This window comes from Terriglobus roseus, assembly GCF_900105625.1.
GTDB classification, from domain to species: Bacteria; Acidobacteriota; Terriglobia; order Terriglobales; family Acidobacteriaceae; genus Terriglobus; species Terriglobus roseus_B.
Map to the genome: position 1 here is coordinate 3491169 of NZ_FNSD01000001.1, position 26702 is coordinate 3517870.

Below are 26702 nucleotides of genomic sequence, written 5' to 3' on the forward strand. Positions count from 1 at the left end.
CTCGGCGGTGGCCGAGGCTTTTTGGTGTTTCAAAGGTGGTGCACCCGAGAGGATTCGAACCTCTGACCTACAGCTTCGGAGGCTGCCGCTCTATCCAGCTGAGCTACGGGTGCGTTGCTCCAGTGTACTACTGTGCGTTGGCTTTGCCAGCGGCTTCCTTGTTCTTGCGAAGCTCTTCCATGGCAGAACCGATGAGTTCCTTGGCGTCATTGATGCCGCCCATGACGGCCTTCAGGTCCAGCGCGGGCTGACCGGGGTTTCGTGTTGAGACGCAGTAGACGCCGTGCTGCCCAATGAGCGCGAGTGCGTCCGTCAGGATATCGAGCGAGACCGCCAGGCGGCCCCGCTCGGTACCCATCATGAACTCATACTTTTCGAGCTCGTCCTTGTGGTCCCAGAAGACGGCCATCTACCACTCCTTGGCAGCGGTATCGACTTCAACCGCCTGCGGCGGACCCTGCCAGCGCAGGATGGGCTTGCGAGCTGCACCTGTCTCGTCGAGGCGGCGGATGCGTGTGGTGTGTGGTGCGGTCTTGACCAGCTCCGGGTTCTCAGCGGCCTCGCGTGAGATCTGCTGCAGCGCGTCGATGAGCAGGTCGAGTTCCTCGCGGCTCTCGCTCTCGGTCGGCTCGATCATCATGGCGCCGCTGACGATCATGGGGAAGCTGACCGTGTAGGCGTGGAAGCCGTAGTCGATGAGGCGCTTGCCCATGTCGCCGGTCTTGACGCCGTTCTTCGCCTGCAGCTTATCGCTGAACACGACTTCATGCATTGAGCGGGTCTTGTAGGGCAGATCGAAGACGCCTTCGAGCTTGGCGCGGATGTAGTTCGCGTTCAGCACGGCGTCTTCGGTGGTCAGGCGCAGACCATCAGGGCCGTTGGCGAGCGTGTAGGCAAGGGCGCGGACGAACATGCCGAAGTTGCCGTAGAACATGCGAACACGGCCGACCGACTGCGGACGGTCGAAGTCGAAACCAAGCGAGCCATCGGCGCGCGTGACGACAGTGGGCTTCGGCAGGAAGGGTTCCAGCAGCGCCTTGCAGGCCACGGGACCCGAGCCTGGGCCACCACCGCCGTGCGGCGTGGAGAAGGTCTTGTGCAGGTTCAGGTGCATGACGTCTGCGCCGAAGTCGCCTGGCCGCGTCTTGCCTACCAGCGCGTTCATGTTCGCGCCGTCCATGTAAAGCAGGGCGCCCTTGGCGTGCAGGATGTCGGCAATCTCGTGGATCTGCGACTCGAAGACGCCGATGGTCGACGGGTTCGTCAGCATGAGAGCGGCGGTGTCTTCATCCACCATGCGACGAAGCTCTTCGAGATCGACCGCGCCTTCCGCGTTGGACTTGATGTTCTGCACCTGGTAGCCGACGACGGCTGCCGTTGCAGGGTTCGTACCGTGCGCGGAGTCGGGGATCAGCACCTTCTTACGGGCGTTGCCCTTGCTCTCGTGATAGGCGCGGACCATCAGCATGCCGGTGAACTCACCGTGCGCGCCGGCTGCGGGCTGCAGCGTGATGGCGTCCATGCCGGTGATCTCGATGAGACAATCCTGCAGCTGCTTCATGATGCCGAGCACACCTTGCGAAAGCGATTCCGGCTGGTAGGGATGCGCTTCTGCGATGCCCTCAAAGCGCGAGACGGCTTCGTTCACGCGGCCGTTGTACTTCATCGTGCAGGAGCCGAGCGGGAACATGCCGAGGTCGATGGCGTAGTTCCAGGTGGAGAGGCGTGTGAAGTGGCGAACGATTTCGATCTCGCTCAGTTCGGGCATGGCGCCCAGGCCGTCTGTGCGAACGGTGTCGCCCAGCAGTGCGGCTGCGTCAACAGCGGGCACGTCCAGCTCGTCCATGCGGTAGGCCTTCTTACCGGGCGAGCTCTTTTCGAAGATCAGGCCTTCGTTCTGGCTGGTGTGCGTGGTCGCCTTGCGTGGTGTTCCGACGAATGGTATTTCGCTCATGTGATCCTCAATGCGCAACCCTTCGGTTGCCGAACCTAAAACTGGCAGGACTCGCTGCCATCTGCCGAGACAAAGCTGCCTGCCTCGGGAATATCCATGTCTTCTTCGCGCAGACTGAGCGCGAGCACGGTGCCGTTCTCAAACTCGACGGTCAGCGCAGTTTCCTCGTGAAAGGCCGCCTCGGTGACGGTTTCCCCAATCACTGAGCACAGCGCATCGCGATAGCCCGGCTGGCCGAAGCCGACCGAGATGCCGTCGGCATCTGCAATATCCGGCCATACATAGAGCGTGAGCAGCGCCTCGCCAAAGTGCAGGGCCAGGTGCTGCTCCACGAACTCTACGGAGGTCAGTTCTTCGTCGGTCAGGCTGCTCAGGTCCATGGATCCTCGGTTAAGCCGGTGTCAGAACGCCGTTGTCGACGACGCTGCCCGCGAGAGCCTCAGCCGCTGCGTCGATCTGCGCACGCGTTGTCAGTTCCGTCGCGCACCACAGCGATGCGTGTTCGCCGAGTTCCGGATACCACTGTGCCAGCGGCAGACCACCGATGATCTTCTTCTCAAGCAGCTCGCTGTTGGTCTCGGCTGCGGTCTGCGGCGTGGTCACGACGAACTCGTTGAAGCGGGGTGCGCCTTCGAAGAGTACCTTGGCGCCCGGCGTCTTCTTCAGCGAATCCGCCGTGAAGTGCGCCTTTGCCAGGTTCTGTTCTGCGAGTTCGCGCAGGCCCTTGCCGTAGACGGTGAGGAAGATGGTGACCATCAGTGCGACGAGCGACTGGTTGGTGCAGATGTTGCTGGTCGCCTTTTCGCGGCGGATGTGCTGCTCACGAGTGGAGAGCGTGAGCACAAAGCCACGCTGGCCGTCGGTGTCGACGGTCTGGCCGCAGAGGCGGCCCGGCATCTGGCGCAGGAACTTTTCCTTCGCAGCGATGACGCCGCAGTACGGTCCACCAAAGCCAACGGCAACGCCGAAGCTCTGCGCTTCCAACGAGACGATGTCGGCCTCAACGGGCGGCTTCACCACACCGAGGGAGACGGCCTCTGCGATCGATACGATCAGCAGTGCGCCCTTGGCGTGCGCGATCTCCGCGATCTTTGCGACGTCTTCAATGGTGCCGAAGAAGTTGGGCGACTGGATGAGGACGCATGCGGTATCCGCGGTGATGGCGGCGTCGAGTGCGGCGTAGTCCACGCGGCCGTCAGCGGTGTAGCCAACTTCCGTCTGCGGGATGCCCTGGTGCTGTGCGTAGGTGGTCAGCACTTCGCGGTACTCGGGGTGCACGGTGCGGGCGATCACGGCGCCATTGCGGCCGGTGACGCGCACGGCCATCATGACGGCTTCTGCTGCGCCGGTGCTGCCGTCGTACATGCTGGCATTGGCAATATCCATGCCGGTCAGTTCGCAGATCATGGTCTGGAACTCAAACAGCGCCTGCAGCGTGCCCTGCGCGATCTCCGGCTGGTAGGGCGTGTAGCTGGTCAGGAACTCGCCGCGCTGCGAGAGGGAATCGATCAGAACGGGGCGGTAGTGGCGATAGGCGCCGGCGCCGAGGAACGAGGCGTAGCCCGTGGCGTTTTGCGATGCGAAGGCCTTGAATGCCTCCATCACTTCGTGCTCGCTGTGCTGGCGCGGGACGTCCAGGTCGCGCGTCAGGCGGTATTCCGCAGGTACGGAATCGAACAGGTCATCGATCGACGCGGCGCCGATGTCCTGCAACATTGCCACGCGGTCAGCGGGCGACTTTGGAAGGTAACGCATGGGACTTGCCCCTCTTGTTGCGGGTGGGTGCGGCCGTAGCAGCTCAGCCTTATGGTATGCGGCGCAGGTCCGGTCGATGGGACCAGACCTGCGCGGATCGAAGATGTGTCGCTGCAGCGAGAATTCAGCCGAGCGATTGATAGCAGGGCAGGAACCGGGTTACTTGCCGGTCTCTTCTGCGACGTACGCCTCGTAGGCCGCAGCGTCCAGCAGGCTGTCGAGCTGCGACGGGTCGGAGAGCGTCAGCTTGATGAGCCAGGTGGTGTTCGCCTCAGCGTTGATGGTCTCTGGAGCGGAGGTCAGCGTCTCATTGGTCGCGGTGACGGTGCCGCTGGCCGGGGCGTAGACGTCGCTGACGGCCTTCACGCTCTCGACCGAACCGAAGGAGGCCTTCTGGCTCAGTTCCGTGCCGATCTTGGGCAGGTCAACAAAGACGATGTCGCCAAGCAGATGCTGCGCATAGTCCGTAATGCCCACGGTAGCTTCAGTACCGTTAGCCTCAATCCACTCATGTTCCTTGGTGTAGCGATACGTCGCCGGGTAGCTCATGTTTCCGATTCTAAAGCCGTGCAATGCCCGTGGACAGGCCGCTTGAAAAAACACAGAGACTCAAATGCTAATCGGCCACCCGCCAGGGCGAAGTGGAGGTCCATTTGCGTAGTGCATCGCCTGCCCAGGCTGTTGTTTTCTCCTGGTGGCAGGTGGTGCATGGATTCGGCATCTTGTACTGGTCGGTCATGCCGGGGGTGATGAAGCGGAAGGTGTGGGCGCTGACGAAGGCGCCGGGAACTCCTTCCGTTTCGATCTTCGGCATGTGACACGCGACGCACTGGCTGCCGGCGCTGCCTGCCTTGTGGTGCGTGTGATCTTCCAGCGTGGCGGTGTGCGGCCCGTTGGCGGAGCCGGCTGCATGGCAGTCCAGGCAGATCTTGTCGGCGGGCTTGCGTAGCTGTGCCGCGTTGGCGCTGCCGTGGGGATCGTGGCAGCTGCTGCAGGTGACGCCGTGACGATACATGGTGCTCTGCACGAAGTCGTTGCCCTGCATGCGGTTCTTGTGGGCGGTACCGTCGGCGAAGTGCAGGAAGTCGGTCTGGCCGAGGGTGGTGTCTTCGAGTTTCCAGAAGTCAGCGAGTTTCAGACCGGGCTTGTAGCCGACGGGCCAATCCACAGCTTTGCCGTCGATGAGGCCGGCGCGGGGGCGTCCCTGCGAGTGGCAGGAGATACAGGTGTCGTTCGCGCTGACGTCATCCATGGCGCCGGGGTTCTGGATGTTGGCGCGCGTGGGATGTGCGGCGTGATCGCTGCCGGGGCCGTGGCAACGCTCGCAGCCTACGTTCCACTCGGCGACTTTCTTGGTCTGAAGATTGAAGTCGACGGAGTGGCAGCCGTCGCAGGTGGCACTGGTTGGGCGCTGCATGTTGTCCGTGGGATAGAAGGCTGCCCACCAGTCGCCGCCCTTGTCGGGCACGTGGTAGGGCAGCCACTTCTTGTTCCCGATGTCCCACTGCACGGGCAGCGGGTAGTAGTCGTCGCCGACGTGGGTAAAGTAGCGCTGCTTCCACCGGCTGCCGTAGACGAAGGCGACCTGCTCGCGCGTGAAAGGCGCAACCTTGTTGGTGGAAAGATCTGGAAGAATAGCGTCGGGGTGCGTCTTTGGATCGCGTACCACGTTGGCCATGGTGGTCTGCTGCCACCGCGCGTAGATCTCCGCATGGCATCGCTGGCAGTTGGCCGAACCAATGTAGTGTGCGTCGGCAGAAGCTACCGTGTCGCCGGGAGCGTGTTCGCCGGTTGTGCGAAGGTAGCTGACGAGCTCCCAGGCAGCGCCTTCCGAGTGCGGCCTTGCCAGCGCAGGCATGCCACTCAGCTGGACGCCATTCTCGATGATGTAGTGCAGGTCGCCGTCGGTAAGCGACTGTGTACGCGCGGATCGCAGATTCGGCACACGCGGGTAGATGGATTGGCCGATGGCCGTTTCACCTCGAAGATCCACGCCGTGGCATCCCGCGCAGGCCTGTCGATACGCATCGCGACCACGTTCTACCGTGAGGGCGTCCTGCTGATAAGGATTCGCCGCGCGGTGCGCTTCGCTTGGGATGGCGAAATCGCGAACCGTGCGCGCGAGGAGAGACTCAGCCGCAGAGGGCGTCGAGTTGGCGCGGAATCCGCGCAGCCGAATGCCCGCGGCTAACGCCAGCAGGATTCCAACGATCACGATCAGCAGAAGGGCCAGTCGTCGGCGCATCCACTTTAACCCCGGGCCTAGGTGAGGCCGCCGTCACGTCGCAAGCATAGCGGACAGAAGACCCCGAGTTGTCACAAAATTGTGTCAGTTCACGCAGATGAATCTTTTACTTCGATATCGAATCAATAGCCGTGGAGGGTAAGAACCATGACACCCATTTCTGGACTGCACCATGTGACCGCGATTGCTTCCAATCCGCAGGCGAACCTTGATTTCTACACGCAGGTTCTGGGGCTGCGACTGGTCAAGAAGACCGTTAACTTCGACGATCCGGGAACATACCACTTCTACTTTGGCGACGATGCCGGTTCGCCCGGTACCATCCTCACCTTCTTTCCCTGGCCGGGAGCCAGGCGCGGTCTGGCCGGCGCCGGTGAAGTCACGCACACGGCTTTCTCCGTGCCAAAGACCTCGATCGCCTATTGGGAACAGCGGCTGACCGCGCAGGGCGTGCTGGTCGAGCACACGGGCGTTCGCTTTGCCGCGAACAACGGCGGCGAAGACGTGTTGACGTTCGCTGACCCGGACGGCATGAAGCTGGAGATCGTCGGACACAGCGATGCAGCGGCTGCGGATCGTGCACCGCGCTACAGCGATGTACCGGTAGAGCACAGCATCCGGGGCTTCTTTGGTGTGACGATGTTGCAGCGCGATGCTGCGGCTACGGAGGCGACGCTCAACATGATGGGCTTCACAAAGACGGCAGCGGAAGGCAATCGTCTGCGCTTCGCATCTCCTGCAGGCAACTCTGTCGGGAACGCGATCGACATCGTCGTGAAGGCAGACGCAGGCTACGGCCGCAGCGGTGCGGGATCGGTGCATCACATCGCCTTCCGTACGCCGACGGACGACACGCAGCTCGAGTGGCGCGAGAAGATCGCACAGACACTGTCTGTGACAACCGTGCAGGATCGTGAGTACTTTCATTCGATCTACTTCCGCGAGCCGGGTGGGGTGTTGTTCGAGATGGCGACGGACGCTCCGGGCTTCGCCATCGATGAGCCGATCGAGACGCTGGGTGAAGCGCTCCGCATTCCACCGTGGTTTGAACCGCAGCGTGCTGCGATCGAGCAGCGGCTGATTCCCGTAACACTGACGAAGGCGGAGGTGACAGCATGAGCGGACCGCATGATCTGAGCCAGGTCCTTTCGGCGGGCGAGCCGGTGGCGGAGGCCACCGGCGCCGTCGTCCTGCTGCATGGCCGCGGCGCTTCGGCGCGGGACATCCTTGGGCTGAGCAACGCCTTTGGTGGTCTCGGACTCGCGTTCGTCGCTCCGGAAGCTGCCGGACATACGTGGTATCCGCAGTCGTTCCTGGCGCCTCGCTCGGCGAACGAACCATACCTGACTTCGGCGCTGGATAAGATCCGGCGCGTGGTCGATGGCCTGGTCGCCGGCGGCATACCGACGGAACGCATCGTGATCAGCGGCTTCTCGCAGGGCGCATGCCTTTCGACGGAGTTCGTTGCATCGCATCCCGCACGCTATGCCGGCTTGATCGCCTTCACCGGAGGTCTGGTCGGGCCGCTGGGCAGTGACCTGCACCATGCAGGCGAGCTGCACGGCACGCCGGCGCTGCTGATGAGCGGCGATCCGGATCCGCACGTGCCCTGGTCGCGCGTGGAAGAGTCGGCTGTGCAACTGAAGGCTATGGGCGCGGAGGTGACGGCGATTCGCTACCCGGGCCGTCAACACACCGTCAGCCAGGACGAGATCGCACATGCCCGAGGACTTCTCGAAAAAGCCTTCTCGCCGAATGCGTCGATTTAGCGGAAGATGGAAGCAGCAATCATGAGCACCGTGAACGAGCCGACTACGAACGAAGAACACTTCACCTCCGCCGCAAGCCTCTGGCTGGTGCTGATGAAGGCCTACCGTTCCATGGAGGGCTATATCGAGAGCACGGTATCCACCATGGGCATCGGTCTCAGCGACTTCATGATCATGGAAGCCCTGTTGCACAAGGGCTCCATGAGCATGTCGCAGCTGGGCGAGAAGGTGTTGCTGGCGAACCCGTCGATGACGGCTGCCGTGGACCGGCTGCAGAAGCTCGGCTATGTGTCGCGCTGCAGCGATGCGACGGATCGTCGCATCCGCACCGTGGACCTTACGAAGGAAGGCCGCAGGGTCATCCGGAAGATCTTCGCGCAGCACGAATTGGATCTTGAACAAGTGATGGCGGGCGTCTGTCCCACGCATCGCGAGAGTGTGCGAACCGCGTTGAAGACCATTGGACTTGCGGCAAAAGCCCGAACCACGAATGCCTGAACGCGCCGTCTTCGGACGGCGCTTTTGCTTGGGGTTGAACACTCGTAGAGAGCCTCTCCGGCAAGATCGATGGTGTTGCGTCGCGTGATTGGCAACGGTTCTCTCCCGAACTACGAAGGCCCGCCACGAGAGGCGGGCCTTGCAAAGGGGAGGGGTACCCCCCTCCCTGATTGGGCTAAATATTACTTTCTAAACGAGTTGATGTTTCCCGATTCGGCAAAGATTAGATTTCAAAGGGGTTGCGCGCAAACATTAGATAAATAAGGACTTAACTTCCTATGGTGATTTCCGACCACCTCCGTCGGGGTCGCGCAAGAAGCCCTACTTCAATTGTAGACACTGCAGAGAAGTCAGCGGCCAAGTCTATATCGAATGAAATGAATGACATGCGTGGTCCCGGGACTTGACAGCATTTAGAGATGCGGGCATGGACGCGTCACAAAATTGGGGAAGTACCCCTTGTAGCGACGTGGCTTCCGCTATCCCTTAGCGGCTGAAGCCGGATGTATTCGGCGGGTTCAATGGCGTGGCTGAAGCCATGCTCTTTGACAGGTTCGCGCTCTGCGCGAAGGCCCACTTATGACGTAAAGCCGCCATGAATGGGGCACCCGCTGAGCAGGCAGCGATGGGCAGCCGCCGAGGTGGTCAGCACCGGGCACCTGCTGCGGTGGGCAGTCAGTTCTGTGACGGCACCCGAAGGTCGTCTCCGTCTGGATTGGCGGTTTTCATACGGGTGAGGCGAATGTCAAGGTGCTGCCTTCGGTGCTACTCCAGGCTGGGGCGACGCATGGGAGGGACTTCGCCGACTGGGTGTGCTTCCACGGTCTTGATGTAGTCGCGGATTGCCTGGCGGACGGTTTCGCTGTCCTTTTCGGCGTTCACGGCTGCGCGGTAATGCGTCAGGGCCCCGGATTTATCTTTTCTGAGCAGGGCAAAGTTCCCGAGTTCGATGAAGGCGCCCGTGGCCTCGGGATCCAGTTGGACACCGCGCTTGAAGTAGGCTTCCGCCTTGGCGCGGTCCCCGTCCTTCTCCTGCAAGAGACGGAAGGCCTGGCGATTGATAACGCCACCTGCCATGAACGGCAGATAGAACCGGCCCTTATAGAAGAAGACATTGCCCACGCGTGCGACGGGAGTCACGTTGCGAAAGATTTCGATGTGCTTCCAGTTCTGTGCGGGCAGCCAGGGTGCGCGGCTAACGAACCAGCCGGTCACGTAGCCGTCGGCCACCTGTTCCGGTGTGGGCTCCCACTCCCGGACACCTTGCGCTTTTAACTGTTCTCGTACCGTCCAGTAGCCGTAGAGCGGATCGACGGGTGCCATGTTCGCTTTGTAGAAGGCGGCGATCTCATCACTGCGCTGGCCCAGGTCAATGCTCTCGTTGTCGAAGTAGCGCCAGGCATTGCCGCTGCCGCCCGCGAGGATGTTGTGGTATTCCCAGATGCGCCGCTGCGGCAGTGTCGGCAGGGCGATGAGCAGCAGCGCTGCCAGCGGGATCGCCCGTATGAAGCGGCCTGGATGTTCCAGACAGGCGACGGCGGCGCACGCGGCGAAGATGGCGAGCAGCGGCACGGCAAAGAGCCAGTGACGCAAACCCGCGTAGAAGATGCCGTTCTTTGCAATGAACGTCAGGAAGACGATGAGCATGGCAAAGAACACAGAGAGTGGCCGCGCGATCTTGCCGGGCACTTTGCGCGCTGCGTACATGACGATGCCTGCGATTGCGAGCGCAAGGAAGGGGAGCGGCAGCTTCACGAACAGGTCGGCGAAGGGGATCCACCATGGCGCGTGGTCGATGTAGTCGCGGCCGAAGGCGCGGATCAGGCTCGGGCGGCCCTCGACACCGGCGCGCAGCGTGTCGGCCAAACCCCACAGGTAAGCGCGTGGCACCAGTCGCAGTCGCGTTGCCGTCGTCAGCGCACCTCGCAGAACGGGCGAGCGAAGGTCGTGGATCTTCGCATCCAGTGGGCGGTTGTAGGTCTCGACGTAGCCGCCCTTCGCGTCGCGTTCGCGGCTCTCATGGAAGCGGAACCCGTAGAGACTCCACAGGACTGCCATTGCAAGCACTGCTGCGACGAAGAGCCGCTCGAACTGTCGTGGACCGTCGGCACGGTGCCGCTGGAAGGTTTGCCACAGCAGGACAGCGAGAGAACCTGTCAGCAGGGGCAGCACGATCAATGGTGCAGAGTGTTTCGTGCCGAGCAAGAGACCGATGCCAAGACCGAGCAGCAGCCAGTCCAGCCATCGACGGCAGCGGAGCGCCAGCACGGTCAGGCAGCAGCAGATGGTGCCAAGCAGCGCCACCGGAAGGTCTGTCATGACCACTGGCATGTGGGCGCTGACCGTCGGATCCAGTGCCAGAAAGAGCAGCGTCGCCAGTGCCATCGCGGCAGAGAAGACACGGCGCAGCAGCCATGTCAGAAGGCCAAGCAGGAGAGTGTGGAAGACGATCATCGCGAAGCGTGCTCTGCGCTGCACGCGGTGATAGTCGCTGGCTGTGAACACGGCGGTCTGTGTGTACACGCGCTCCTGATACTTGTCGTTCAGCGGTGTGAAGGGCGCGATGTGCAGTACGGACGCCGGCTCGGCCAGCGCGGCGACCAGCTTCACGAGCGGAGGATGTTCCGGATTGATGCGATAGTCGCCCCACCGCAGATAGGTTGCGCCCGCGGTGATGTGATAGGGCTCATCAATGGTGAAGCTGTCGAGGCTGGTGGCCCACAGCGTGTGCAGTATGGCAAGCAGCAGAAGTGCAGCCGTTGTGAGCAGAAAGTGCCGTTGGCCGAGACGTACTGGCATCAGGATCCTGACAAAAGAATGCGGGAATGTGCGGCCAATATAGCAGCGCCGCACACTCCCGCAGATCTTTTTGTGGATCGGACGTTACGCGGTTGCTGCCGCCGCTGGCTTCGGTGTGCGGACACGCTTATAGAACGGCGTCGGCACAACCTTTGCCTTCACCAGGTTGCCGCGAATCTCTACAGCGACCACATTGTCCAGTGTTGCTTCCGCGGGCGGCACGAAGGCCATGGCGATGTTCTTCTTTAGCGTGGGTGAGGGGGAGCCGCTGGTGACGACGCCAATCTCTTCGCCTTCCAGCGTCCGGACGAGGTAGCCGTCGCGCGCGATGCCGCGATCGACCATCTCCAGGCCCACCAGCTTGCGCTTGGGCTCGCTAGTGGAAGCTGCGAGCAGGGCTGCCTTGCCCACGAAGTCGGATTCCTTGTCGAGCTTGCAGTAACGGTTCAGGCCCGCTTCAAAGACGTTGATCTCGTCGGAGATCTCGTGGCCGTAGAGCGCCATGCTGCCCTCGAGGCGCAGCGTGTTGCGCGCGCCCAGGCCTGCCGGGACGATGCCGAACTCTTCTCCAGCCGCGAAGACCTTCTGCCACACGTCGGCGCTGGTCGCTTCGTCGCTGGGGATGTAGATCTCAAAGCCATCTTCGGCGGTGTAGCCCGTGCGCGCGATCAGCACGTTGTAATAGCCGGCGACCTTGCCCCAGGTGAACCAGTAGTTCTTGATGGCAGAGAGGTCGGTGTCGGTCAGCTTCTGCAGCGTTTCCGCGGCCTTCGGGCCCTGAATCGCGATCTGCGTGTACATGTCGCTGAAGTCATTGATGTGGACGGAGGGCATGCTGCCGATGGTCTGGCGAACCCACTGGATGTCTTTCTCGCGGGTGCCTGCGTTGATGACGATGAGGTAGTCGTTATCGCTGAGCTTGTGCAGGACGACGTCATCGACGAAGGTTCCTTCGGGCGTCAGCATGGCGCTGTAGTGCGCCTGGCCAACCTGCAGCTTGCTGGCGTCATTCATCAGCAGCTTCTGTACGGCGTCGAGGGAGCCGGGTCCACGCAGCTGGATGCAGCCCATGTGCGAAACATCGAAGACGCCAACGGCGGTGCGCACCGCGTTATGCTCCGCGACCAGGCCGCTGTACTCCACCGGCATCTCCCAGCCGCCAAAGTCGACCATCTTCGCCTTCAGGGACTTGTGAGTGTTGAACAGGGCGGTGCGGCGAAGTGGGTGTGCAGCGGCGTCGGTCATGAATCCTCTGGGTCTATTTTGCGGTCTAAGCTATCGATGATGCGATGGAAAGCCTGCTTCGATGGTAACGCGGCGCGCAGCGGCGGGCGTATGCTGAAGCCGATGCGACTCCGCGACCAACTGGTGCCTGCGCTGATATTCGGTGCTTTGATCGGCTGCTTGCCGTCTCTGCGGGCGCAAACGGCTGACCCGGGCGCTGCGCCGCCCAATCCGTCCACGGCCGCTCCGGCCGCTCGTGCGGACAGCTACAGCGTGCAGAAGGGCGAGTTGATCGTTGCTCCCGGCTTGCGGATTCCGAATGGCAATGTGCCATGGGTGCTGGACACGGTGGATGGCAAGCAGGTACTGGTGCCGGTGCATCACGCGGCTATCAACGGCTCGGTGATTGAAGGCGTGGCGTCGAAGACGCCGCTGCACTCGGCCTCGCCGATCTTTTTCGTTCACACAAGCGATCGCACGGAGAACACGGGCGACTCCGGCCGCGGGATCCCTACAGGATGGGCGCTGTTGCCGATCACGCTGGATGGCACCACACGCACGGTGACGCGGCCCAAATTCTCTGAGGTCAATGGCGCAACCGTGTGCGCGCCGCCAGTGCTGTGCACGACGGCAGAGTCGCTGGCGGAGGGCTGGCTGCGCATCTTGCCGAAGACGCCACTGACTCCGGGCGAATACGCTCTGCTGCCTGTGCAGCGCAGCGCCAGCACCACGGGCAATCTGGTAGTCTACGACTTCACCATCGATGGTGGAGGACCGAAGGCGAAGGATGAAGTATCCGCCGGTCAGAATCTGGATTCCACGAAGAAGAAAAAACGGATCCGCTAGCCGCGTTTTTTCGCCAGCAGGAAGCTGCTGACGCTGAAGTAAGCGAACAGCAGGGCAAGCACGCAGAACGCGTAGAAGCGGTAGCGATCATTTGGCGCTGCGCTGACGGCGTTCGCACGCGTGTGCCAGACCGCAATGGTGAACGACGCCGCGAAGAGGGCGAAGAAGCTGCCGGTTACCTCATGCCAGAGTGCTTTTGAGGCCGCCTTCAGAGGCGATGCCATGCCGGCTCTGGCAGCGGATGCGGCCTGCACGGCACGGGTGGATGTCGTGCTCGCGCGTTGTGAGGCTTGCGGGGGCAGGACGACCGGCTGCGATGGTCGCGCGACGGTTCGCGGCTGGGTGGTTTTGACGGGCTCAGGAGCAGCGGCAGCCTGAACGGCTTCTACCGCCGTTTGGGCGGCCATTCGAGCGCCACGTCCCAGTACTCGCCCCAGCCGGACACGATCCATGCATCGATTCTACGGTCCCGGAGCGACCGCCGTACCTCGCTCAGGCACCGTCCTGACACCACGTGCATCCAACCCTCCTATCGCTGCAAGGTAGCGTGCGCCTCAGGGCGTAGTTCAACGGGTTAGACAGGAGCATTGGATGAAGAGCTGGATGATGATAATTGGCGGCGTGTGTGCGGCAACGGCTGGTTGGATCGTGATGAATGCAAAGCGCGTGCAGCCAGTGGAGAACCTTGCTCACCAGCTTGAAAGCGCCTGGGCCGACCACCACACGCGTGCTTAGGCGCCCGCCTGCTCGCGCGATACGAATTGCGATGCGTGAGCAGTGCGGGTAGTGTTAGAACACTGCAGGAATGCCACGCCGGCAACGGTGCGGCGCCGGTCCATCGAGTGACGCAGGGCGCCGCGCAGGCGAGAAGGGGGTGGCAATGAACGGACGCATCAAGGAGTTGATCCAACAACTGGGCGAGGCCATCCACGAATCCGTATCGGAGTCGGAGCAGATCTCCGGCGTGGTGCGCGAGATCCGCGAAGAGGGCTTCGACGTTCTGCTGATGCTGGAAGCGACCATTGGCCTCAACGAGGTCTCAGAGGAAGAGGCTGAGGCGGACGAAGAGGCAGCCGCGGACGGCACCTTTACACGCAACGATGTCAGCTTCCTCAAGTCGCTGCGCATCTCGCTGCCGGAAGAGACCGGAACAGAAGATGCCGCGGAAGACGCGCCGGATGAGCCATAACCGGCAGTAGCCGGTATTCGCCCGTTAACACAATCCTCATGCGGAAGAGAGACGTTTCCCCAAACGTCCTTTTCGCATCCTATCGACGTTGTGTAAGCCGAGACTTGCGGAAGCGGTGCCTCGTCGCTAGTCTTTCGGCGAGCATTAATCGGATACAAAGGCGACACCTGGGGAACTGACATGAAGGACACACTTGGAGTGCTGTTGGCTGGCGGTGCCGGCGAACGCTTGTTCCCACTGACCAAAGACCGCGCCAAACCGGCCGTACCCTTTGGTGGACAATACCGCATCATCGACATCACGCTGTCCAACTGCATTAACAGCGACCTGCGCCGGGTCTACATCATGACGCAGTACAAAGCGCTGTCGCTCAATCGGCACATTCGCGAAGGCTGGGGGCCGGTGGTGGCGAACGAACTCGGTGAATTCATCGAGATCCTGCCGCCCATGCAGCGCGTGAACCGCAACTGGTATCAGGGCACTGCCGACGCGGTCTACCAGAACATCTACTCCATCGGTTCGGAAGAGCCGAAGTACGTGATCATCCTGTCGGGCGACCATATCTACAAGATGAACTACGGCAAGATGATGGAGCACCACTGCGCTACGGGCGCAGCGTGCACCATCGCAACACTGCCGGTCGACCCGAATGAGGTCGCGGGCTTCGGTGTCGTGGAGGTCAGCAGCAAGGGCGAGGTGATCGGCTTCCAGGAGAAGCCGAAGACCACGAACGTGCGCTCGCCCTTTAATCCGGAGAAGGTGGATGCCTCGATGGGCATCTACATCTTCAACACGGACGTGCTGCTGCCGGAACTGCTGGCGGATGCCGAAGATAACGACTCCAAGCACGACTTCGGCCACAACATCCTGCCGAAGCTGCTGGGCCGGTACAAGGTCGCTGCGTACAACTTTGTCGATGAGAACCGTAAAGAGGCTCTCTACTGGCGCGACGTGGGTACGCTCGACGCCTATTACGAGGCGAACCTCGACATCGCATCCGTGTCGCCGATCTTCAATCTCTATGACAAGAGCTGGCCGATGCGTACGCGTCCCACGCAGTATCCGCCGGCGAAGTTCGTCTTCGGCGAGATGGGCCGTACCGGTATGGCAATCAACTCGGTTGTTTCGCCGGGCTGCGTCATCTCGGGTTCAGCGGTGCGAGGCAGCGTGCTGTCGCAGGATGTGCGCGTGAATTCGTTCTCGGACATTGATTCTTCCGTGATCTTTACGCACGTGAACATCGGTCGCCACTGCCGTATTCGCCGTTGCATTATCGATCGCGATTGCCACATTCCGGACGGTACCGTCATCGGTTACGACCAGGCGGAGGACCGCAAGAAGTACCACGTAACGCCCAGCGGCCTGACGGTCGTGACGCGCGATGGCTCGCACTACGAGAACCCGGTAAGTCCCGAGTTCATGCAGACGATGTAAGCCATTCCAGCACCCAGAACGAAGGAAGGCCCGGACACTGTCCGGGCCTTTGTCGTGTGCAGGAACGAATTAGCGGTTGCCGAAGCGATACAGCACGCCGCCCGAGACATAGACGAACTCACGCAGTTCATTGCCGAAGTGCTCGAAGACGATCTCCGGCGAGATGCGCAGGGCGAGTCGCGACGACCGGTTGAAGTCGAAGCTGGCACCCGCAACGCCCATGGCGGAGGTCCGGTTGGTATACAGGCCGGTAGCGTTGAAGAAGGTGGACGAGGGCAGGCCGGGGTTGCTGTGATCAAAATTGCCGGAAGCTGCACCGGCCAGCGCGTGCAGGTTCATTCCCACCAGCTGGTTCCCGGTCAGGTGGTAGTGCAGGCCTCCCATGTAGATGGTCTGCGAGACGAAGGGCCGTGTCTGGACGCTGGGGGAGGTCGACTGGGCTGCCGGCAGAACGGGCGTTGTGCCGCCCTCCCAGCGAACATCCGCGGCCACACCGTACTTCGGCGTCAGCCAGTAGGTGCCCATCACTTCACCGCCCGCCATGTTGTAGCGCTTGGGCAGATCCTGACCGGCCTGGCCGTTCATGAAGTTGATGCCACCGTAGACTTCATACTTCTCGGTGTAGGTAACCGGTGGTGGCGGCCGAAAGGTGTCCTGCGCGCGCGCAACGTTTGCGGCGGCGACGAAGCCGAGGGCGCAAAGTCCGGTAAGAACCAGGGTGCGGAACGTGGTGCCCGATGCCGGTTGAATCGAATGTTGCGGCCCGGAAACGACCGGCTGAAGCGACCCGGCGGAACGCGGCCGGGGACGGGAAATAAGCATGTTCCTCCACTGCACGCAGCACCCGGAGCGGTTCCGCACACTGGCGCCAGAAGCGGCGCAGGTCTGCAGGTGGATGCTGCTGTTTTCAGGATATACCGTAGGGCTTCCATCCTGCCGTCTTGCGCCCACCGGAAGGCGTCGTTTGTGCGACAATCAGGGTGACTGCACGCGGCTTCGCGCGCCCTGTACACACCGGAGGTTCTGCCATGCTCAACGATCTGTTCCAGCCCATGCACCTGCTCATCATCGGCCTGGTAGTGGTGGTTTTCTTCGGCGGCAAGAAGTTGCCGGAGCTTGGCAAAGGTCTCGGCGAAGGTCTGAAGGGCTTCAAGGAAGGCCTGAAGGGCGTGACCGACGATGCCAAGAATGACGCGCACATCGTGACGCCGACGCCGACTGAGACGAAGTCGGAATCCAAGGAAACCGTCGCGAAGTAAGAAGGCGCAACACTTCCAAGCGTTTTGCAAGGCACAGGGCATCCTCCTGTGCCTTTGCTGTTTCTATTCGTCTCAGAAGCATTGGAAAGTGAGCACAAAACCTTGAAGATCCGTTCGCCCTACCTGATTCCGCCGCATACGAAGGTTCGCCTGAAGCAGCACGATCCCAGCGACACCGGCAAGTACAAGGATCAGGATGCCGCCAAGATCGACCTGGAGAAGCATCGTGACCGGCTCGACAAGCTGCAGGAGGTCCTTTACGCAGGCGCCGAGCGTGGATTGCTTATCGTGCTGCAGGGCATGGATACCGCGGGCAAGGATGGCACCATCCGGCATATCTTTTCAGGTGTCAATCCGCAGGGCTGCGATGTAACGCCATTCAAGGTGCCAACGCCGCTGGAGGCGCACCACGACTTTCTTTGGCGCTGTCACTTCGCCGTGCCGCAACGCGGCATGATCGGCATCTTCAACCGCTCGCATTACGAGGACGTGCTGTCTCCGCGGGTTCATGGCCACATGAAGGACAAGACCGCCATGGAGCACATGCAGCAGATCAATGACTTCGAGTCCATGCTGGTCGACAACGGCATCGCTGTGCTGAAGTTCTTCCTGCACATTTCCCCGGAAGAGCAGAAGCGCCGCCTGCAGTCCCGCAGCGATGACACGTCCAAGCACTGGAAACTATCTGCATCGGACTTCGCAGAACGGAAGTTCTGGCCAGATTACCAGCGCTACTACGAGGAGATCTTCACGCACACCAGCCACAAGCACGCTCCGTGGTTCGTGATCCCCTCAGACAACAAGTGGTTCCGCAACGTGGCCATCTCGAACATCCTTGCGGACGCCATGGACGGGATGAAGTTGAAGTATCCGGCGGTAAGCGTGGATGTCTCTACGCTGAAGCTGTAGGGCATCGCCGCGGACTTGTCATCTTGAGCGGAGATTGCTGTTGCTGCGCTCCGCTCAGGATGACGTGGGCGACGGACAATGATTTCTGTTCCAGCGCTACAGCGTGATCAGCACAACCGCGGGCAGCGCCAGCAACATGCCCCAGCGCTGCCGGGTGGATGTCCGTTCCTTCAGCACTGCGGCCGCCAGCAGGATCGTGGACGCCGGATAGATCGACGCCAGCACCGCCGCGACATCCAGGCGACCTGCGCGTGTGGCGGCGAGGAAGCTCAGGTTGCCGCAGGTATCCAGAGCTGCGCCACCGACGATCCAGATCAGGGTTTTCATACGGTGACCGTTCTCTGAGCCGGAAGCTGCACCTCGCGACAGAAAGGTCATTCCCGCCAGCAGGACAGCTGCCGTGGCCGCGCTGCCGATGCGTGCCGAGCCCATGGGCCACAGGACGCCCGCCGTGCCCGCGAGCTTGAGTGAGACAAAGTAGATGCCGAACCCCAGGCCGCTGAGTGTGGCGAGTACCACCGCACGTCGTGAGGCGGTCTCACCGTGCGTGCTGGCGCTGGCGATCAGCCAGATCGCCGCGCCCGCGAGAGCGAAGCCCAGCAGCCTGCGCCAACCGGGCGCGCCCTCGGTCACTCCAGACACGATGGCGGGGACCGCAGCACACAGCAGGCCGCTGACGGCTGCGGCAGAGCCCATGTGTCCACTGGCAAGTGCGATATAGAAGGCCACCAGGGCGATGCTGGAGATGGCGCCGCCGCAGATGCCCCACCAGAGCGGCGCGCCGTGCGGGAAGGTATCGCCTGCGTGCGTGGCGAGCGCGGATACGACGGCGAGGCTTAGCAGATGGCCGATCAGGATGACCGAGAGGGCGCCGCGAATTGCACCGCCGGCGCGCTTGACGGCGATGGACCCAGCAAAGTCGCCGCCACCCCAGAGGGCAGCGGCGAGCAGACCGAGGACAGCGTTCGCCTCAAACAGGTGCATTTGGGCCGGTTACTTCGCGGGAGGACGCGATGCAGCTGGTGTGCTGCCGCCAGAACGCATGGTGTTCTCCGGTGTCGGGTAGTAGCCCTTCTTGGCGATCACATCCAGGCCTGGACGCATGACCTGCACTTCCACGGTGCGGAACTTCGCGTCGGTAATGGGCTCGTTGGAGTAGTAGCCGACCGTGTACTGCACGCGAACGTCTTCGGCGATCTTGGCGAAGCTTTCCTCAATACCGCGTACGCGGTACTCCGATACGGCTTCGCCGCCCGTCTGCGCGGTGTACTGCGGCAGGATGTTCTCCTTCATGGTGAAGGGAATGTGATAGTGGTCGAGAAAACCGACATACGGCGTTGCCGAGTCGCCGACTACCGTTGCGTACACGGCGATCTTATTCGTCTGCAGGAAGCGGATGTTGTCCTTGAAGGTCGCCTTGGAACCCATTTCCTTGCCATCGCTGACGACGTAGATCATGCGACGGCGGCTGTCCGGGCGCTTGGCGAGCGATTGCGCGGCGGCAAAGATCGCATCGTTCAGAGCGTGCGTTTCCTTCGGAGGCGCCTGGAAGGTGGCGTTCGGCGAATTGCGGTTTGCCGCAGTGTTCGGATCGAAGTTGTGATTGTTGATGTTGATCGTCTGCGACAGGGGGCCGCCGGGTGATCCCAGGTAGGCCTCGCGGCCTGTGGACTTGGACCGTTCGAGGATGGCGCCGATGCGGGCACTCTGCGCGCCGGTGTAGTCCGTGCGCATGTTGGTACCGTTGTTGTAAGTGAAGATCGCCATCTCGTCATACGGCGTGAAGGCGCCCTGCAGCGCGCCCAAGGCAGTGTTGACGCTGGTCATCACCTGGAAGGGAAGCGACTGGTCGATGACGAACGCGACGGAGAGCGGATAGGGATCGCTGGTGAACAGGCTCAGGTGCTTCCGCACGCCGTTCTCGAAGACGCGGACATCGCGCCATGTGAGTGCGGGAACCAGCTGGCCCTTCTTGTCCTTCACGGTGAAAGGGACCTGGATGAAGTTGACGTTGGTGCGGAGGGTGGTCACGCGGCCACCCGGTCCGAGCTCCGGAGCGATGTCCGGCGCGGCTTCGTTCACCAGGTCGGGGGCGGGTGCCTGCGACGGCAGTGCCGCGCCTGGCGTAATGCCGCCGTTGTCATCCGCGGGGGCGCTGGTGCTCGCCGGCGCGCCTTTGCCCGGGGCGATGCCCACGGCGTTCGGAATGGTCTGCGGACGCGGACTATCGGGGATTGCCTGTGAGCCGTTCACCGCGGCCTGCGCGTCAAGCGCGGGCGATGTTGCTGCCAAACTCACGATCATTACCGCTGCCGCCCAACCAAGCTTCACCAAAACAGACTCCTCCACAGATACAAACCCGCAAACCACGCGCTCTCCAGACTATCAGTCTGAAGGCGGACGCCGCTGCAGCATCGTTCCGTTGGACGCTCCGGGGCTCCGGTTCGTTGTCGTTGGACGGTCTGACGGGGAATAGCGCGGACCTGCCGAAGGATTCCGTAGACCAGCGACGCCGCTCCACCGTCCAATGACTTATGCGCACCCTCCCGCTCGCCTTCCTTGGCCTGTCTCTCTTTACCACTGCTGTTGCCCCGTGCACCTTCGCGCAGGAGGCACCCTCTCCCGGCGGCCCCCCACCGGCCAGCAAGGCGCCGCCACCGGCGGAGCGGGAGATCGAAGAGGGCCAGACGCTCCGCGTGCGCGTGAACCTCGTCAACACGTACTTCTCCGCGCAGGACAAGGGCGGCTATCTGACCGGACTGAAGAAGGAAGACTGCGAGATCACCGAAAACAAGGTTCCGCAGACCATCAAGAACTTCACCCAGGAGAAGAAGCTGCCGCTGACGATCGGCATCCTGCTGGACACCAGCGGATCGCAGGAGAACGTGCTGCCGCTGGAGCAGGAGAGCGGCGCGCAGTTCCTGAAGGGCATGATGACGCCGAAGGACGAGGCGTTTCTGATCTCCTTTGACATCAACGTAGACCTGCTCGCTGACTACACCAACAGTACGTCTGAGCTGCGCCGCGCCATGAACAAGGCGCGCATCAACACTGGTGCAGGCACTGGCTCGGTCACCGGCAACGTGACGCCGAAGGGCACGCTGCTGTACGACGCCGTCTACCTCGCAACCCATGAAAAGCTGCACGACGAGGCAGGGCGAAAGGTGATCGTCATGCTGACAGACGGCGGCGACCAGGGCAGCCAGGTGAAGCTGAAGGAAGCGATTGAGTCCGCGCAGAAGGCGAACGCAATCATCTACGTGATTCTCATCAGTGACTCGGGTGGCTTCGGCATGGGTGGGTATACCTTCGGCAATCCTGCGGGCGATATGGACCGCCTGGCGAAGGAGACCGGTGGCCGCGTCATCAATATCGGGCATAATGCGAAGAAGCTCGATGATGCATTCGCACAGATCAGCGACGAGCTTCGCACGCAGTACCTGGTCAGCTATACGCCCAAAAACCAGACCTTCGACGGGACCTTCCGGAACATCGCGATCAGCTGCGGCAAGGACGTGAAAATCCAGGCACGCAAGGGGTATTACGCCATGGCAGACTCGAACACCGAATAGTGAAGCCATCCGGGATATGTTGCATAACGGGTAGACCGTCGCGTGTTGGGGTTCTTACATTCGTTCCCAGATACGAGGGATCATTCTTTGAATAGTCCGAACGGATCTCGCCCGCCTGTCGCCTCGCCGCTGCCCACGCAGGCGCTCCTTGCTTCGATTGTGGAGTCGTCCGACGACGCCATCCTGTCGAAGAACCTGGACGGCATCATTACCAGCTGGAACGCGGCAGCCACACGGATCTTCGGGTACCAGCCTGAGGAGATTATTGGCTCGTCGATCCTTCGGCTCGTTCCGGAGGAACTGGTCGGGGAAGAAGCCGACCTGATCGCCCGTCTGCGCTCGGGCCAGCGGATCGAGCACTACGAGACCACCCGCCTGAGCAAGAGCGGCAAGCGCATTGAGCTTTCGCTGACCATCTCGCCCATTTGCGATGCGGACGGGCGGGTCGTCGGCGCCTCCAAGATTGCGCGTGAGATCGGTTCGCGCAAGGAGATGGAACGCCTTCTGCTGCAGACGGAAAGGCTGGTCATTGCGGGCCGCATGGCTGCGACCATTGCGCATGAGATCAACAATCCGCTGGAATCGATCATGAACTTGATCTACCTGGCGCGGCTGGATCCATCGGTAAGCGCCACGGTTCGCGCGCATCTGGCCGTGGCGGAGCAGGAGATCGAACGCGTTTCGCTGATCTCGCGCCAGACGCTGGGCTACTTTCGAGAGTCGACCAAGGCGGCCAGCGAGCACCTTTCGAAGCTTGTGGATGATGTACTCACGGTGTACCGCTCGAAGCTGGTGCACGGCCGCATCGCGGTCCGTCGCAACTACTATCCCGCACAGCCCATCGCCGTTCGCCGCGGCGAGATCTCGCAGGTGTTTGCGAACCTGCTGGCGAACGCCATCGATGCCATGCCGGACGGTGGCGAGATTGCCATCGAGATCAACTCGGTGACGGTCTCCGGCCGCGCCGGTCTGAGGGTGGAGTTCATGGACCGCGGTACCGGCATTGCTGAGGATCAGATCGCAAAGATTTTCGAGCCGTTTTTCACAACGAAAGAGCAGCGCGGAACCGGGATCGGTCTATGGATCTCGCGCCAGCTCGTGGAATCGCACGGCGGAACGATTACCGTTACCAGCAACACAGGTCCGGAAGATCACGGGACCTGTTTTAGTATTTTCCTGCCCGACAGTACTGACTCCCAGCTTGAACTTTCCGACGCTCGGATCGAAAGGGACGGCCATGCTTCACCACTATGAAATGCCAACGGATTACGGCCTCACACCGGGTGTCGTCGGAGAAAGTCCGATGCCGCTTGGGGACGAAAACCACGCAGACCCCAGGCGCGAAACACATCTGCCACGGGTGCTTGTCGTCGATGATGAACGCCTGATCGCCGACACCCTGACGCAGATCCTGAACATGCATGGCTTCGACGCGTTTTGTGCGTACAGCGGAGCCGCTGCGTTAGATCTGGCGGAGGTCTTCCGGCCGGACTACCTGCTTACGGATGTGATGATGCCGAAGCTGAACGGCGTCGAGCTGGCGCTCGCAATGGAACGCATTTTTCCATCGATCCGGGTGATGCTCATCTCCGGACAGGCCGGCTCTCACCAGGCGCAGGCATGGCAGAAGTCGAATGGAACAGCGTTTGCGGTGGCCGCCAAGCCCATTCATCCTGAGAAGCTGATCATGCAACTTCGAAGCCTGGAAGCGCGAGGCTGACGGCCCGCGCCGTCAGCCGTGTTACGTCTTCGCTAGGCGTTCATGGCTCCGCTGTAGACGGCCATGCCTGCGACGGCATCCACGCCCATCGCATCCAGGTCGTCGATCTCTTTCTGTTCCTTAATGCCGCCCGCAACGATCAACTGCTTCGCCGTGCAGGCACGCAGGATCGCCGCAACGTCAATGGGGAAGCCACTCATTGTGCCTTCGGTATCCACGTGCGTGTAGAGGAACGCGGCGCAGTCATTCTCAAGCCAGGTGACGGCTTCTTCCGGGGTCAGGTCGACCTGCTCTTTCCAGCCCTTCACGGCGACCTTGCCGCCCTTGGTATCGACGGAGAAGACAAGCTGCTCCTCTCCCAACGCCTTGTTCAGGGACGCGGCGAAGTCGAGATTCATGATGGGGTGACGCTTGCGATCAGCCGGGTTGTCGCCACCGAAGAGTGTCGAGCCGTAGATGACGCGCTTCGCTCCCAGGTCCAGCATGGCCTTGCCATCGTCCGCCGTGCGCAGGCCGCCGCCCACCTGGCAAGTGAGCCTGCTGGTGAACTGCTGGATGAGCTTGCGGTTGTCGCCCTGCCGCATGGCGGCGTCCAGGTCGATCAGCTGCACTAGCGGGTACTTCTCAAACCGCGTGATCCAGTACTCAAAGTCGTCAAAGGCCAGCTTCAGCTTCTCGCCCTGCACCAGTTGAACGATCTGGCCGTTCATCAAATCAATCGATGGAATCAACATCCTGCTGTCTTGCTCCTAACGCATGCCGTCGCGGCTTGATCGGCGTGGTTGCGCCTTTGCAATTCTTGCAGATGTGCCGCTACTGCGCTCGATTGCGCACTTCACGCCGTGTGTAGAGGGCGTGGATGAGCGTTGCGGCAAGGGCAGTCCAGCCCGTCTGGTGCGATGCGCCGACACCGCGGCCGGTGTCGCCATCGAAGTACTCGCTGAACAGCACAAGGTCCTTCCAGTAAGGATCGGTCGCATACCGATGTTCCCTGCCGTGGCTGGGCCGGTAGCCGTCCTTGTCCGGCAGGAAGAGGTTCACCATGCGGCGAGAGATGTCTTCGGAGATCTCGACCATTGTCTTCTGCTGGCCGCTGCCCGACGGATACTCCATTTTGAAGGACTCGCCATAGACCAGGTAATAACGTTCCAGCGCGGTGATGAGCAGCATGTTCATGGGGAACCAGACGGGGCCACGCCAGTTGCTGTTGCCGCCGAACATGCCGCTGTCGCCCTCTGCCGGGACATACTTTACAGAGAACTTCTGTCCGTTTAACTCGGTTTCAAACGGCGCCTCAAGATGCTGGCGCGAGAGACCGCGAATGCCGTGTGGCGACAGGAATTCCGACTCATCGAAGACGCGGCGCAGAATACGTTCCATGCGTTCGCGTGGGGCGATGGCGATCCAGCGGGAGCCATCGATCTCGCGGCCGCCATCCCTCGACGTCGCCACATAATCCGAAAGCTCTGTCTTGTAGTCGAGAAACCAGTCAGACCGCTTTTTGAAGTCGTGCAGATCCTTCACGGTATCCCGCTTCAGAATGCAGACGGCGTAGAGCGGTGCGATGCCGACAATGGAGCGCGCCTTCAATGAGACTGGGGGACTACCCGCCTTTTCCAGACGATCAAAGTAGAAGCCCTCGTCCTCATCCCACAGGCCGTTCCCATCGACGGAGTTGATGGCGTCGATGATGGAGATGTAGTGCTCGAAAAACTTGCTCGCGATGTCCTCATAGGCGCAGGAGCGCTTCTGCGCGAGCTCCAGCGCCATGGTGAGCATGACGGAGCAGTAGAGGCCCATCCACGCTGTGCCGTCGGCCTGGTGCAGGCAGACATCGTCCGGCAACGCGACGGAACGGTCGAAGACGCCGATGTTATCCAGACCGAGAAATCCACCGCCGAAAAGGTTGCGACCCGCCTCGTCATTGCGGTTGACCCACCATGTGAAGTTCAGCATCAACTTCTGAAAGGCACGCTCGAGAAACTCGATATCGCCGTTGCCCTTCTTGTCGACGCCCATGCGATAGATGTGCCACACGGACCACGCATGCACCGGCGGATTGACGTCGCCAAACGCAAATTCATAGGCAGGCATCTGTCCGTTCGGGTGCATGTACCACTCGCGTAACAGCAGCAGGAGTTGGTTCTTCGCAAACTCCGGATCGATGTGCGCCATGGGGATCATGTGGAAGGCGGTGTCCCATGCGGCGAACCACGGATACTCCCACTTGTCCGGCATCGAGAGAATGTCGCGACAAAACAGATGCCGCCACTCCTCAGACTTTTTGCTGCGCGGTGGCGGCGTCACCTGTGCCGGATCGCCACTCATCCATTGCTGTGCGATGAAGTAGTAGAACTGCTTGCACCACAGCAGGCCGGCATAGGCCTGGCGCGAGACGTTGCACTCTTCCGTTGTTGCTTCCTTCGGAATGTGTGCCGCGTAAAACTCGTCGGCTTCGGCAATGCGCTGTGCGAAGATCTCGGCTGCCGCGGCGGCTTCAATGCGGGGTGGCTGCGGCTTGTCTGCCGTGGGCAGGCGTACGAGGCGCAGATAGATGGTGCGGCTTTCTCCTGCGGGGATCGTGTCCTGAAACAGCAGCGCGCAGCGCGTGCCTTCATTCGCCTTTACCGCCTGCTTGTCGCCGTGGACAAGGTAGCGATCGAAGCCATCCTTGCTGTAGTGCGCATCGCCGCTGTACGAGGGATCGAGCCGATTCAGGTTGCTGTCATTCTCGGTGAAGACCATCTCGCTTGCGGCAAGCGGACTGCCCGTGAGTGCGTAGAAGTTATAGGTGCCAAGGATCTTGTGGACGGCGCGTACGCCGTGATTGGAACGCCTGCGAATGATGGGCCGCGTCTTGCCCGTTGCCTCAAGGTTGCGCCAGGACCAGTTGTTGCGCAGCGTGAGTGTTGGCAGCAGGTGCAGCAGCGCCGCGTCGGGCCCGCGGTTGGACGCGGTGATACGGATCAGCGTGTCTTCGTCGTCTGCCTTGGCATACTCGATGAGGACATCGAAGTAACGGCTCTCATCGAAGATGCCGGTGTCGAGTAGCTCATACTCCAGATCGTTGTAGCCGCGGCGCTTGTTCTCGGCTCGCAGATCGTCATACGGAAAGGCACGCTGCGGATACTTGTACAGCGCCTTGCAGTAGCTGTGCGTGGGCGTGGCGTCCAGGTAGTAGAACTGCTCCTTGACGTCTTCGCCGTGATTGCCCTCCTGGTTGCCGAGGCCGAAGAGGCGTTCCTTCAGGTGCGAGTCCTGGCCATTCCACAGCGCGGTGGAGAAGCACAGCCGGCACTGGCGGTCGGTCCAACCCAGCAGGCCATCCTCACCCCAGCGGTAGGCGCGGTACTGCCCCATCTCATACGGGAAGCTGGTCCAGACGTTGCCGTCGGCGGAGTAGTCCTCGCGCACCGTGCCCCACTGCCGCTCGGGCAGGTAGGTGCCCCAGCGCTGCCAGTTCTTCTCGCGCGTGCGATTCTGTTCTAGCCGACGGTCTTCCGCAGTTGTGTGAGACATAGACAATTGT

The 26702-nt window shown here is 61.6% G+C and carries 26 protein-coding genes and 1 tRNA gene; 12 read left to right on the forward strand and 15 right to left on the reverse strand.

Annotated elements, in window-relative coordinates; all coding sequences use genetic code 11:
* Nucleotides 1–36: 36 nt before the first annotated feature.
* The 7 genes from BLW03_RS14505 to BLW03_RS14535 form a co-directional block, all read right to left on the reverse strand.
* Nucleotides 37–113 (reverse strand) — tRNA-Arg (locus BLW03_RS14505).
* A gap of 14 nt (nucleotides 114–127) precedes the next feature.
* On the reverse strand, nucleotides 128–409 hold the full coding sequence (locus BLW03_RS14510; RefSeq protein ID WP_074654709.1) for a hypothetical protein: 282 nt from the start codon (nucleotides 407–409) through the stop codon (nucleotides 128–130).
* Nucleotides 410–1954 carry an aminomethyl-transferring glycine dehydrogenase subunit GcvPB gene (gcvPB, locus tag BLW03_RS14515; protein ID WP_074656038.1) on the reverse strand — a complete coding sequence of 515 codons (1545 nt, stop codon included), beginning with the start codon at nucleotides 1952–1954 and terminating at the stop codon, nucleotides 410–412. It abuts the gene before it with no gap.
* A 35-nt stretch (nucleotides 1955–1989) separates the two neighbouring features.
* The gene (locus BLW03_RS14520) at nucleotides 1990–2334 is read right to left on the reverse strand and encodes a hypothetical protein (protein WP_074654710.1); all 345 of its coding nucleotides are present in this window, start codon (nucleotides 2332–2334) and stop codon (nucleotides 1990–1992) included.
* Between the two features lie 10 nt (nucleotides 2335–2344).
* A complete protein-coding gene (gene gcvPA / locus BLW03_RS14525; RefSeq protein ID WP_074654711.1) occupies nucleotides 2345–3709 on the reverse strand; it encodes an aminomethyl-transferring glycine dehydrogenase subunit GcvPA in 1365 nt (454 codons plus the stop codon).
* Nucleotides 3710–3868: 159 nt separating this feature from the next.
* The gene (gene gcvH / locus BLW03_RS14530) at nucleotides 3869–4258 is read right to left on the reverse strand and encodes a glycine cleavage system protein GcvH (RefSeq protein WP_074654712.1); all 390 of its coding nucleotides are present in this window, start codon (nucleotides 4256–4258) and stop codon (nucleotides 3869–3871) included.
* Nucleotides 4259–4325: 67 nt separating this feature from the next.
* Complete coding sequence (locus BLW03_RS14535; RefSeq protein ID WP_074654713.1) at nucleotides 4326–5954, reverse strand: cytochrome c3 family protein; 1629 nt, start codon at nucleotides 5952–5954, stop codon at nucleotides 4326–4328.
* A 147-nt stretch (nucleotides 5955–6101) separates the two neighbouring features.
* On the opposite strand from BLW03_RS14535, the gene BLW03_RS14540 reads away from it, so the two are divergent.
* From BLW03_RS14540 to BLW03_RS14550, 3 genes are read left to right on the forward strand one after another with little or no spacing between them, the layout of a single operon-like run.
* Nucleotides 6102–7073, forward strand: coding sequence for a ring-cleaving dioxygenase (locus BLW03_RS14540; RefSeq protein WP_074654714.1), 972 nt, complete (start codon nucleotides 6102–6104; stop codon nucleotides 7071–7073).
* The gene (locus BLW03_RS14545; RefSeq protein ID WP_074654715.1) at nucleotides 7070–7723 is read left to right on the forward strand and encodes an alpha/beta hydrolase; all 654 of its coding nucleotides are present in this window, start codon (nucleotides 7070–7072) and stop codon (nucleotides 7721–7723) included. Before BLW03_RS14540 ends, BLW03_RS14545 begins: the two co-directional genes overlap by 4 nt.
* Before the next feature lie 21 nt (nucleotides 7724–7744).
* On the forward strand, nucleotides 7745–8221 hold the full coding sequence (locus tag BLW03_RS14550; protein WP_074656039.1) for a MarR family winged helix-turn-helix transcriptional regulator: 477 nt from the start codon (nucleotides 7745–7747) through the stop codon (nucleotides 8219–8221).
* A 765-nt stretch (nucleotides 8222–8986) separates the two neighbouring features.
* Here the strand turns inward: BLW03_RS14550 and BLW03_RS14555 are convergent.
* Together BLW03_RS14555 and gcvT are read right to left on the reverse strand one after the other, a co-directional pair.
* Nucleotides 8987–11020, reverse strand: coding sequence for a tetratricopeptide repeat protein (locus tag BLW03_RS14555; protein ID WP_074654716.1), 2034 nt, complete (start codon nucleotides 11018–11020; stop codon nucleotides 8987–8989).
* An 84-nt stretch (nucleotides 11021–11104) separates the two neighbouring features.
* The gene (gene gcvT, locus BLW03_RS14560; RefSeq protein ID WP_074654717.1) at nucleotides 11105–12265 is read right to left on the reverse strand and encodes a glycine cleavage system aminomethyltransferase GcvT; all 1161 of its coding nucleotides are present in this window, start codon (nucleotides 12263–12265) and stop codon (nucleotides 11105–11107) included.
* Between the two features lie 102 nt (nucleotides 12266–12367).
* On the opposite strand from gcvT, the gene BLW03_RS14565 reads away from it, so the two are divergent.
* Nucleotides 12368–13090, forward strand: a complete 723-nt coding sequence (locus tag BLW03_RS14565; protein ID WP_212733201.1) for a hypothetical protein — start codon at nucleotides 12368–12370, stop codon at nucleotides 13088–13090.
* Here the strand turns inward: BLW03_RS14565 and BLW03_RS14570 are convergent.
* Nucleotides 13087–13542 (reverse strand): hypothetical protein, encoded by a 456-nt coding sequence (locus BLW03_RS14570; RefSeq protein ID WP_139285215.1) that lies wholly within the window; start codon nucleotides 13540–13542, stop codon nucleotides 13087–13089. The two genes, BLW03_RS14565 and BLW03_RS14570, sit on opposite strands and share 4 nt — an antisense overlap.
* Before the next feature lie 139 nt (nucleotides 13543–13681).
* On the opposite strand from BLW03_RS14570, the gene BLW03_RS20890 reads away from it, so the two are divergent.
* The 3 genes from BLW03_RS20890 (at nucleotide 13682) to glgC (ending at nucleotide 15713) form a co-directional block, all read left to right on the forward strand.
* On the forward strand, nucleotides 13682–13825 hold the full coding sequence (locus tag BLW03_RS20890; protein ID WP_212733202.1) for a hypothetical protein: 144 nt from the start codon (nucleotides 13682–13684) through the stop codon (nucleotides 13823–13825).
* 145 nt (nucleotides 13826–13970) lie between these two features.
* Nucleotides 13971–14279 (forward strand): hypothetical protein, encoded by a 309-nt coding sequence (locus BLW03_RS14575; RefSeq protein ID WP_074654720.1) that lies wholly within the window; start codon nucleotides 13971–13973, stop codon nucleotides 14277–14279.
* A 180-nt stretch (nucleotides 14280–14459) separates the two neighbouring features.
* The gene (gene glgC / locus BLW03_RS14580; protein ID WP_074654721.1) at nucleotides 14460–15713 is read left to right on the forward strand and encodes a glucose-1-phosphate adenylyltransferase; all 1254 of its coding nucleotides are present in this window, start codon (nucleotides 14460–14462) and stop codon (nucleotides 15711–15713) included.
* Nucleotides 15714–15782: 69 nt separating this feature from the next.
* Here the strand turns inward: glgC and BLW03_RS14585 are convergent, their stop codons facing one another.
* Nucleotides 15783–16535, reverse strand: coding sequence for a hypothetical protein (locus BLW03_RS14585; protein ID WP_074654722.1), 753 nt, complete (start codon nucleotides 16533–16535; stop codon nucleotides 15783–15785).
* 206 nt (nucleotides 16536–16741) lie between these two features.
* On the opposite strand from BLW03_RS14585, the gene tatA reads away from it, so the two are divergent.
* Both tatA and BLW03_RS14595 read left to right on the forward strand, forming a co-directional pair.
* Nucleotides 16742–16972: a twin-arginine translocase TatA/TatE family subunit gene (gene tatA, locus BLW03_RS14590; RefSeq protein ID WP_074654723.1), complete on the forward strand. Its 231-nt coding sequence runs from the start codon at nucleotides 16742–16744 to the stop codon at nucleotides 16970–16972.
* Nucleotides 16973–17074: 102 nt separating this feature from the next.
* A complete protein-coding gene (locus BLW03_RS14595; protein WP_074656040.1) occupies nucleotides 17075–17881 on the forward strand; it encodes a polyphosphate kinase 2 family protein in 807 nt (268 codons plus the stop codon).
* Nucleotides 17882–17977: 96 nt separating this feature from the next.
* Here BLW03_RS14595 and BLW03_RS14600 read toward each other — a convergent pair whose 3' ends face one another.
* Together BLW03_RS14600 and BLW03_RS14605 are read right to left on the reverse strand one after the other, a co-directional pair.
* The gene (locus BLW03_RS14600) at nucleotides 17978–18865 is read right to left on the reverse strand and encodes a DMT family transporter (RefSeq protein WP_074654724.1); all 888 of its coding nucleotides are present in this window, start codon (nucleotides 18863–18865) and stop codon (nucleotides 17978–17980) included.
* Nucleotides 18866–18874: 9 nt separating this feature from the next.
* Nucleotides 18875–20212 (reverse strand): VWA domain-containing protein, encoded by a 1338-nt coding sequence (locus tag BLW03_RS14605; RefSeq protein WP_244502101.1) that lies wholly within the window; start codon nucleotides 20210–20212, stop codon nucleotides 18875–18877.
* Between the two features lie 203 nt (nucleotides 20213–20415).
* On the opposite strand from BLW03_RS14605, the gene BLW03_RS14610 reads away from it, so the two are divergent.
* From BLW03_RS14610 to BLW03_RS14620, 3 genes are all read left to right on the forward strand, one after another.
* Nucleotides 20416–21453 carry a VWA domain-containing protein gene (locus tag BLW03_RS14610; RefSeq protein WP_074654726.1) on the forward strand — a complete coding sequence of 346 codons (1038 nt, stop codon included), beginning with the start codon at nucleotides 20416–20418 and terminating at the stop codon, nucleotides 21451–21453.
* A gap of 87 nt (nucleotides 21454–21540) precedes the next feature.
* Complete coding sequence (locus BLW03_RS14615; RefSeq protein WP_074654727.1) at nucleotides 21541–22707, forward strand: two-component system sensor histidine kinase NtrB; 1167 nt, start codon at nucleotides 21541–21543, stop codon at nucleotides 22705–22707.
* Nucleotides 22691–23173, forward strand: a complete 483-nt coding sequence (locus tag BLW03_RS14620; RefSeq protein WP_083350552.1) for a response regulator — start codon at nucleotides 22691–22693, stop codon at nucleotides 23171–23173. Before BLW03_RS14615 ends, BLW03_RS14620 begins: the two co-directional genes overlap by 17 nt.
* A 32-nt stretch (nucleotides 23174–23205) precedes the next feature.
* On the opposite strand, the gene BLW03_RS14625 is transcribed toward BLW03_RS14620, so the two are convergent.
* Together BLW03_RS14625 and BLW03_RS14630 are read right to left on the reverse strand one after the other, a co-directional pair.
* Nucleotides 23206–23907 carry a 1-(5-phosphoribosyl)-5-[(5-phosphoribosylamino)methylideneamino]imidazole-4-carboxamide isomerase gene (locus tag BLW03_RS14625; protein WP_074654728.1) on the reverse strand — a complete coding sequence of 234 codons (702 nt, stop codon included), beginning with the start codon at nucleotides 23905–23907 and terminating at the stop codon, nucleotides 23206–23208.
* Between the two features lie 79 nt (nucleotides 23908–23986).
* Nucleotides 23987–26692, reverse strand: a complete 2706-nt coding sequence (locus BLW03_RS14630; protein ID WP_074654729.1) for an MGH1-like glycoside hydrolase domain-containing protein — start codon at nucleotides 26690–26692, stop codon at nucleotides 23987–23989.
* Between the last annotated feature and the right edge of the window lie 10 nt (nucleotides 26693–26702).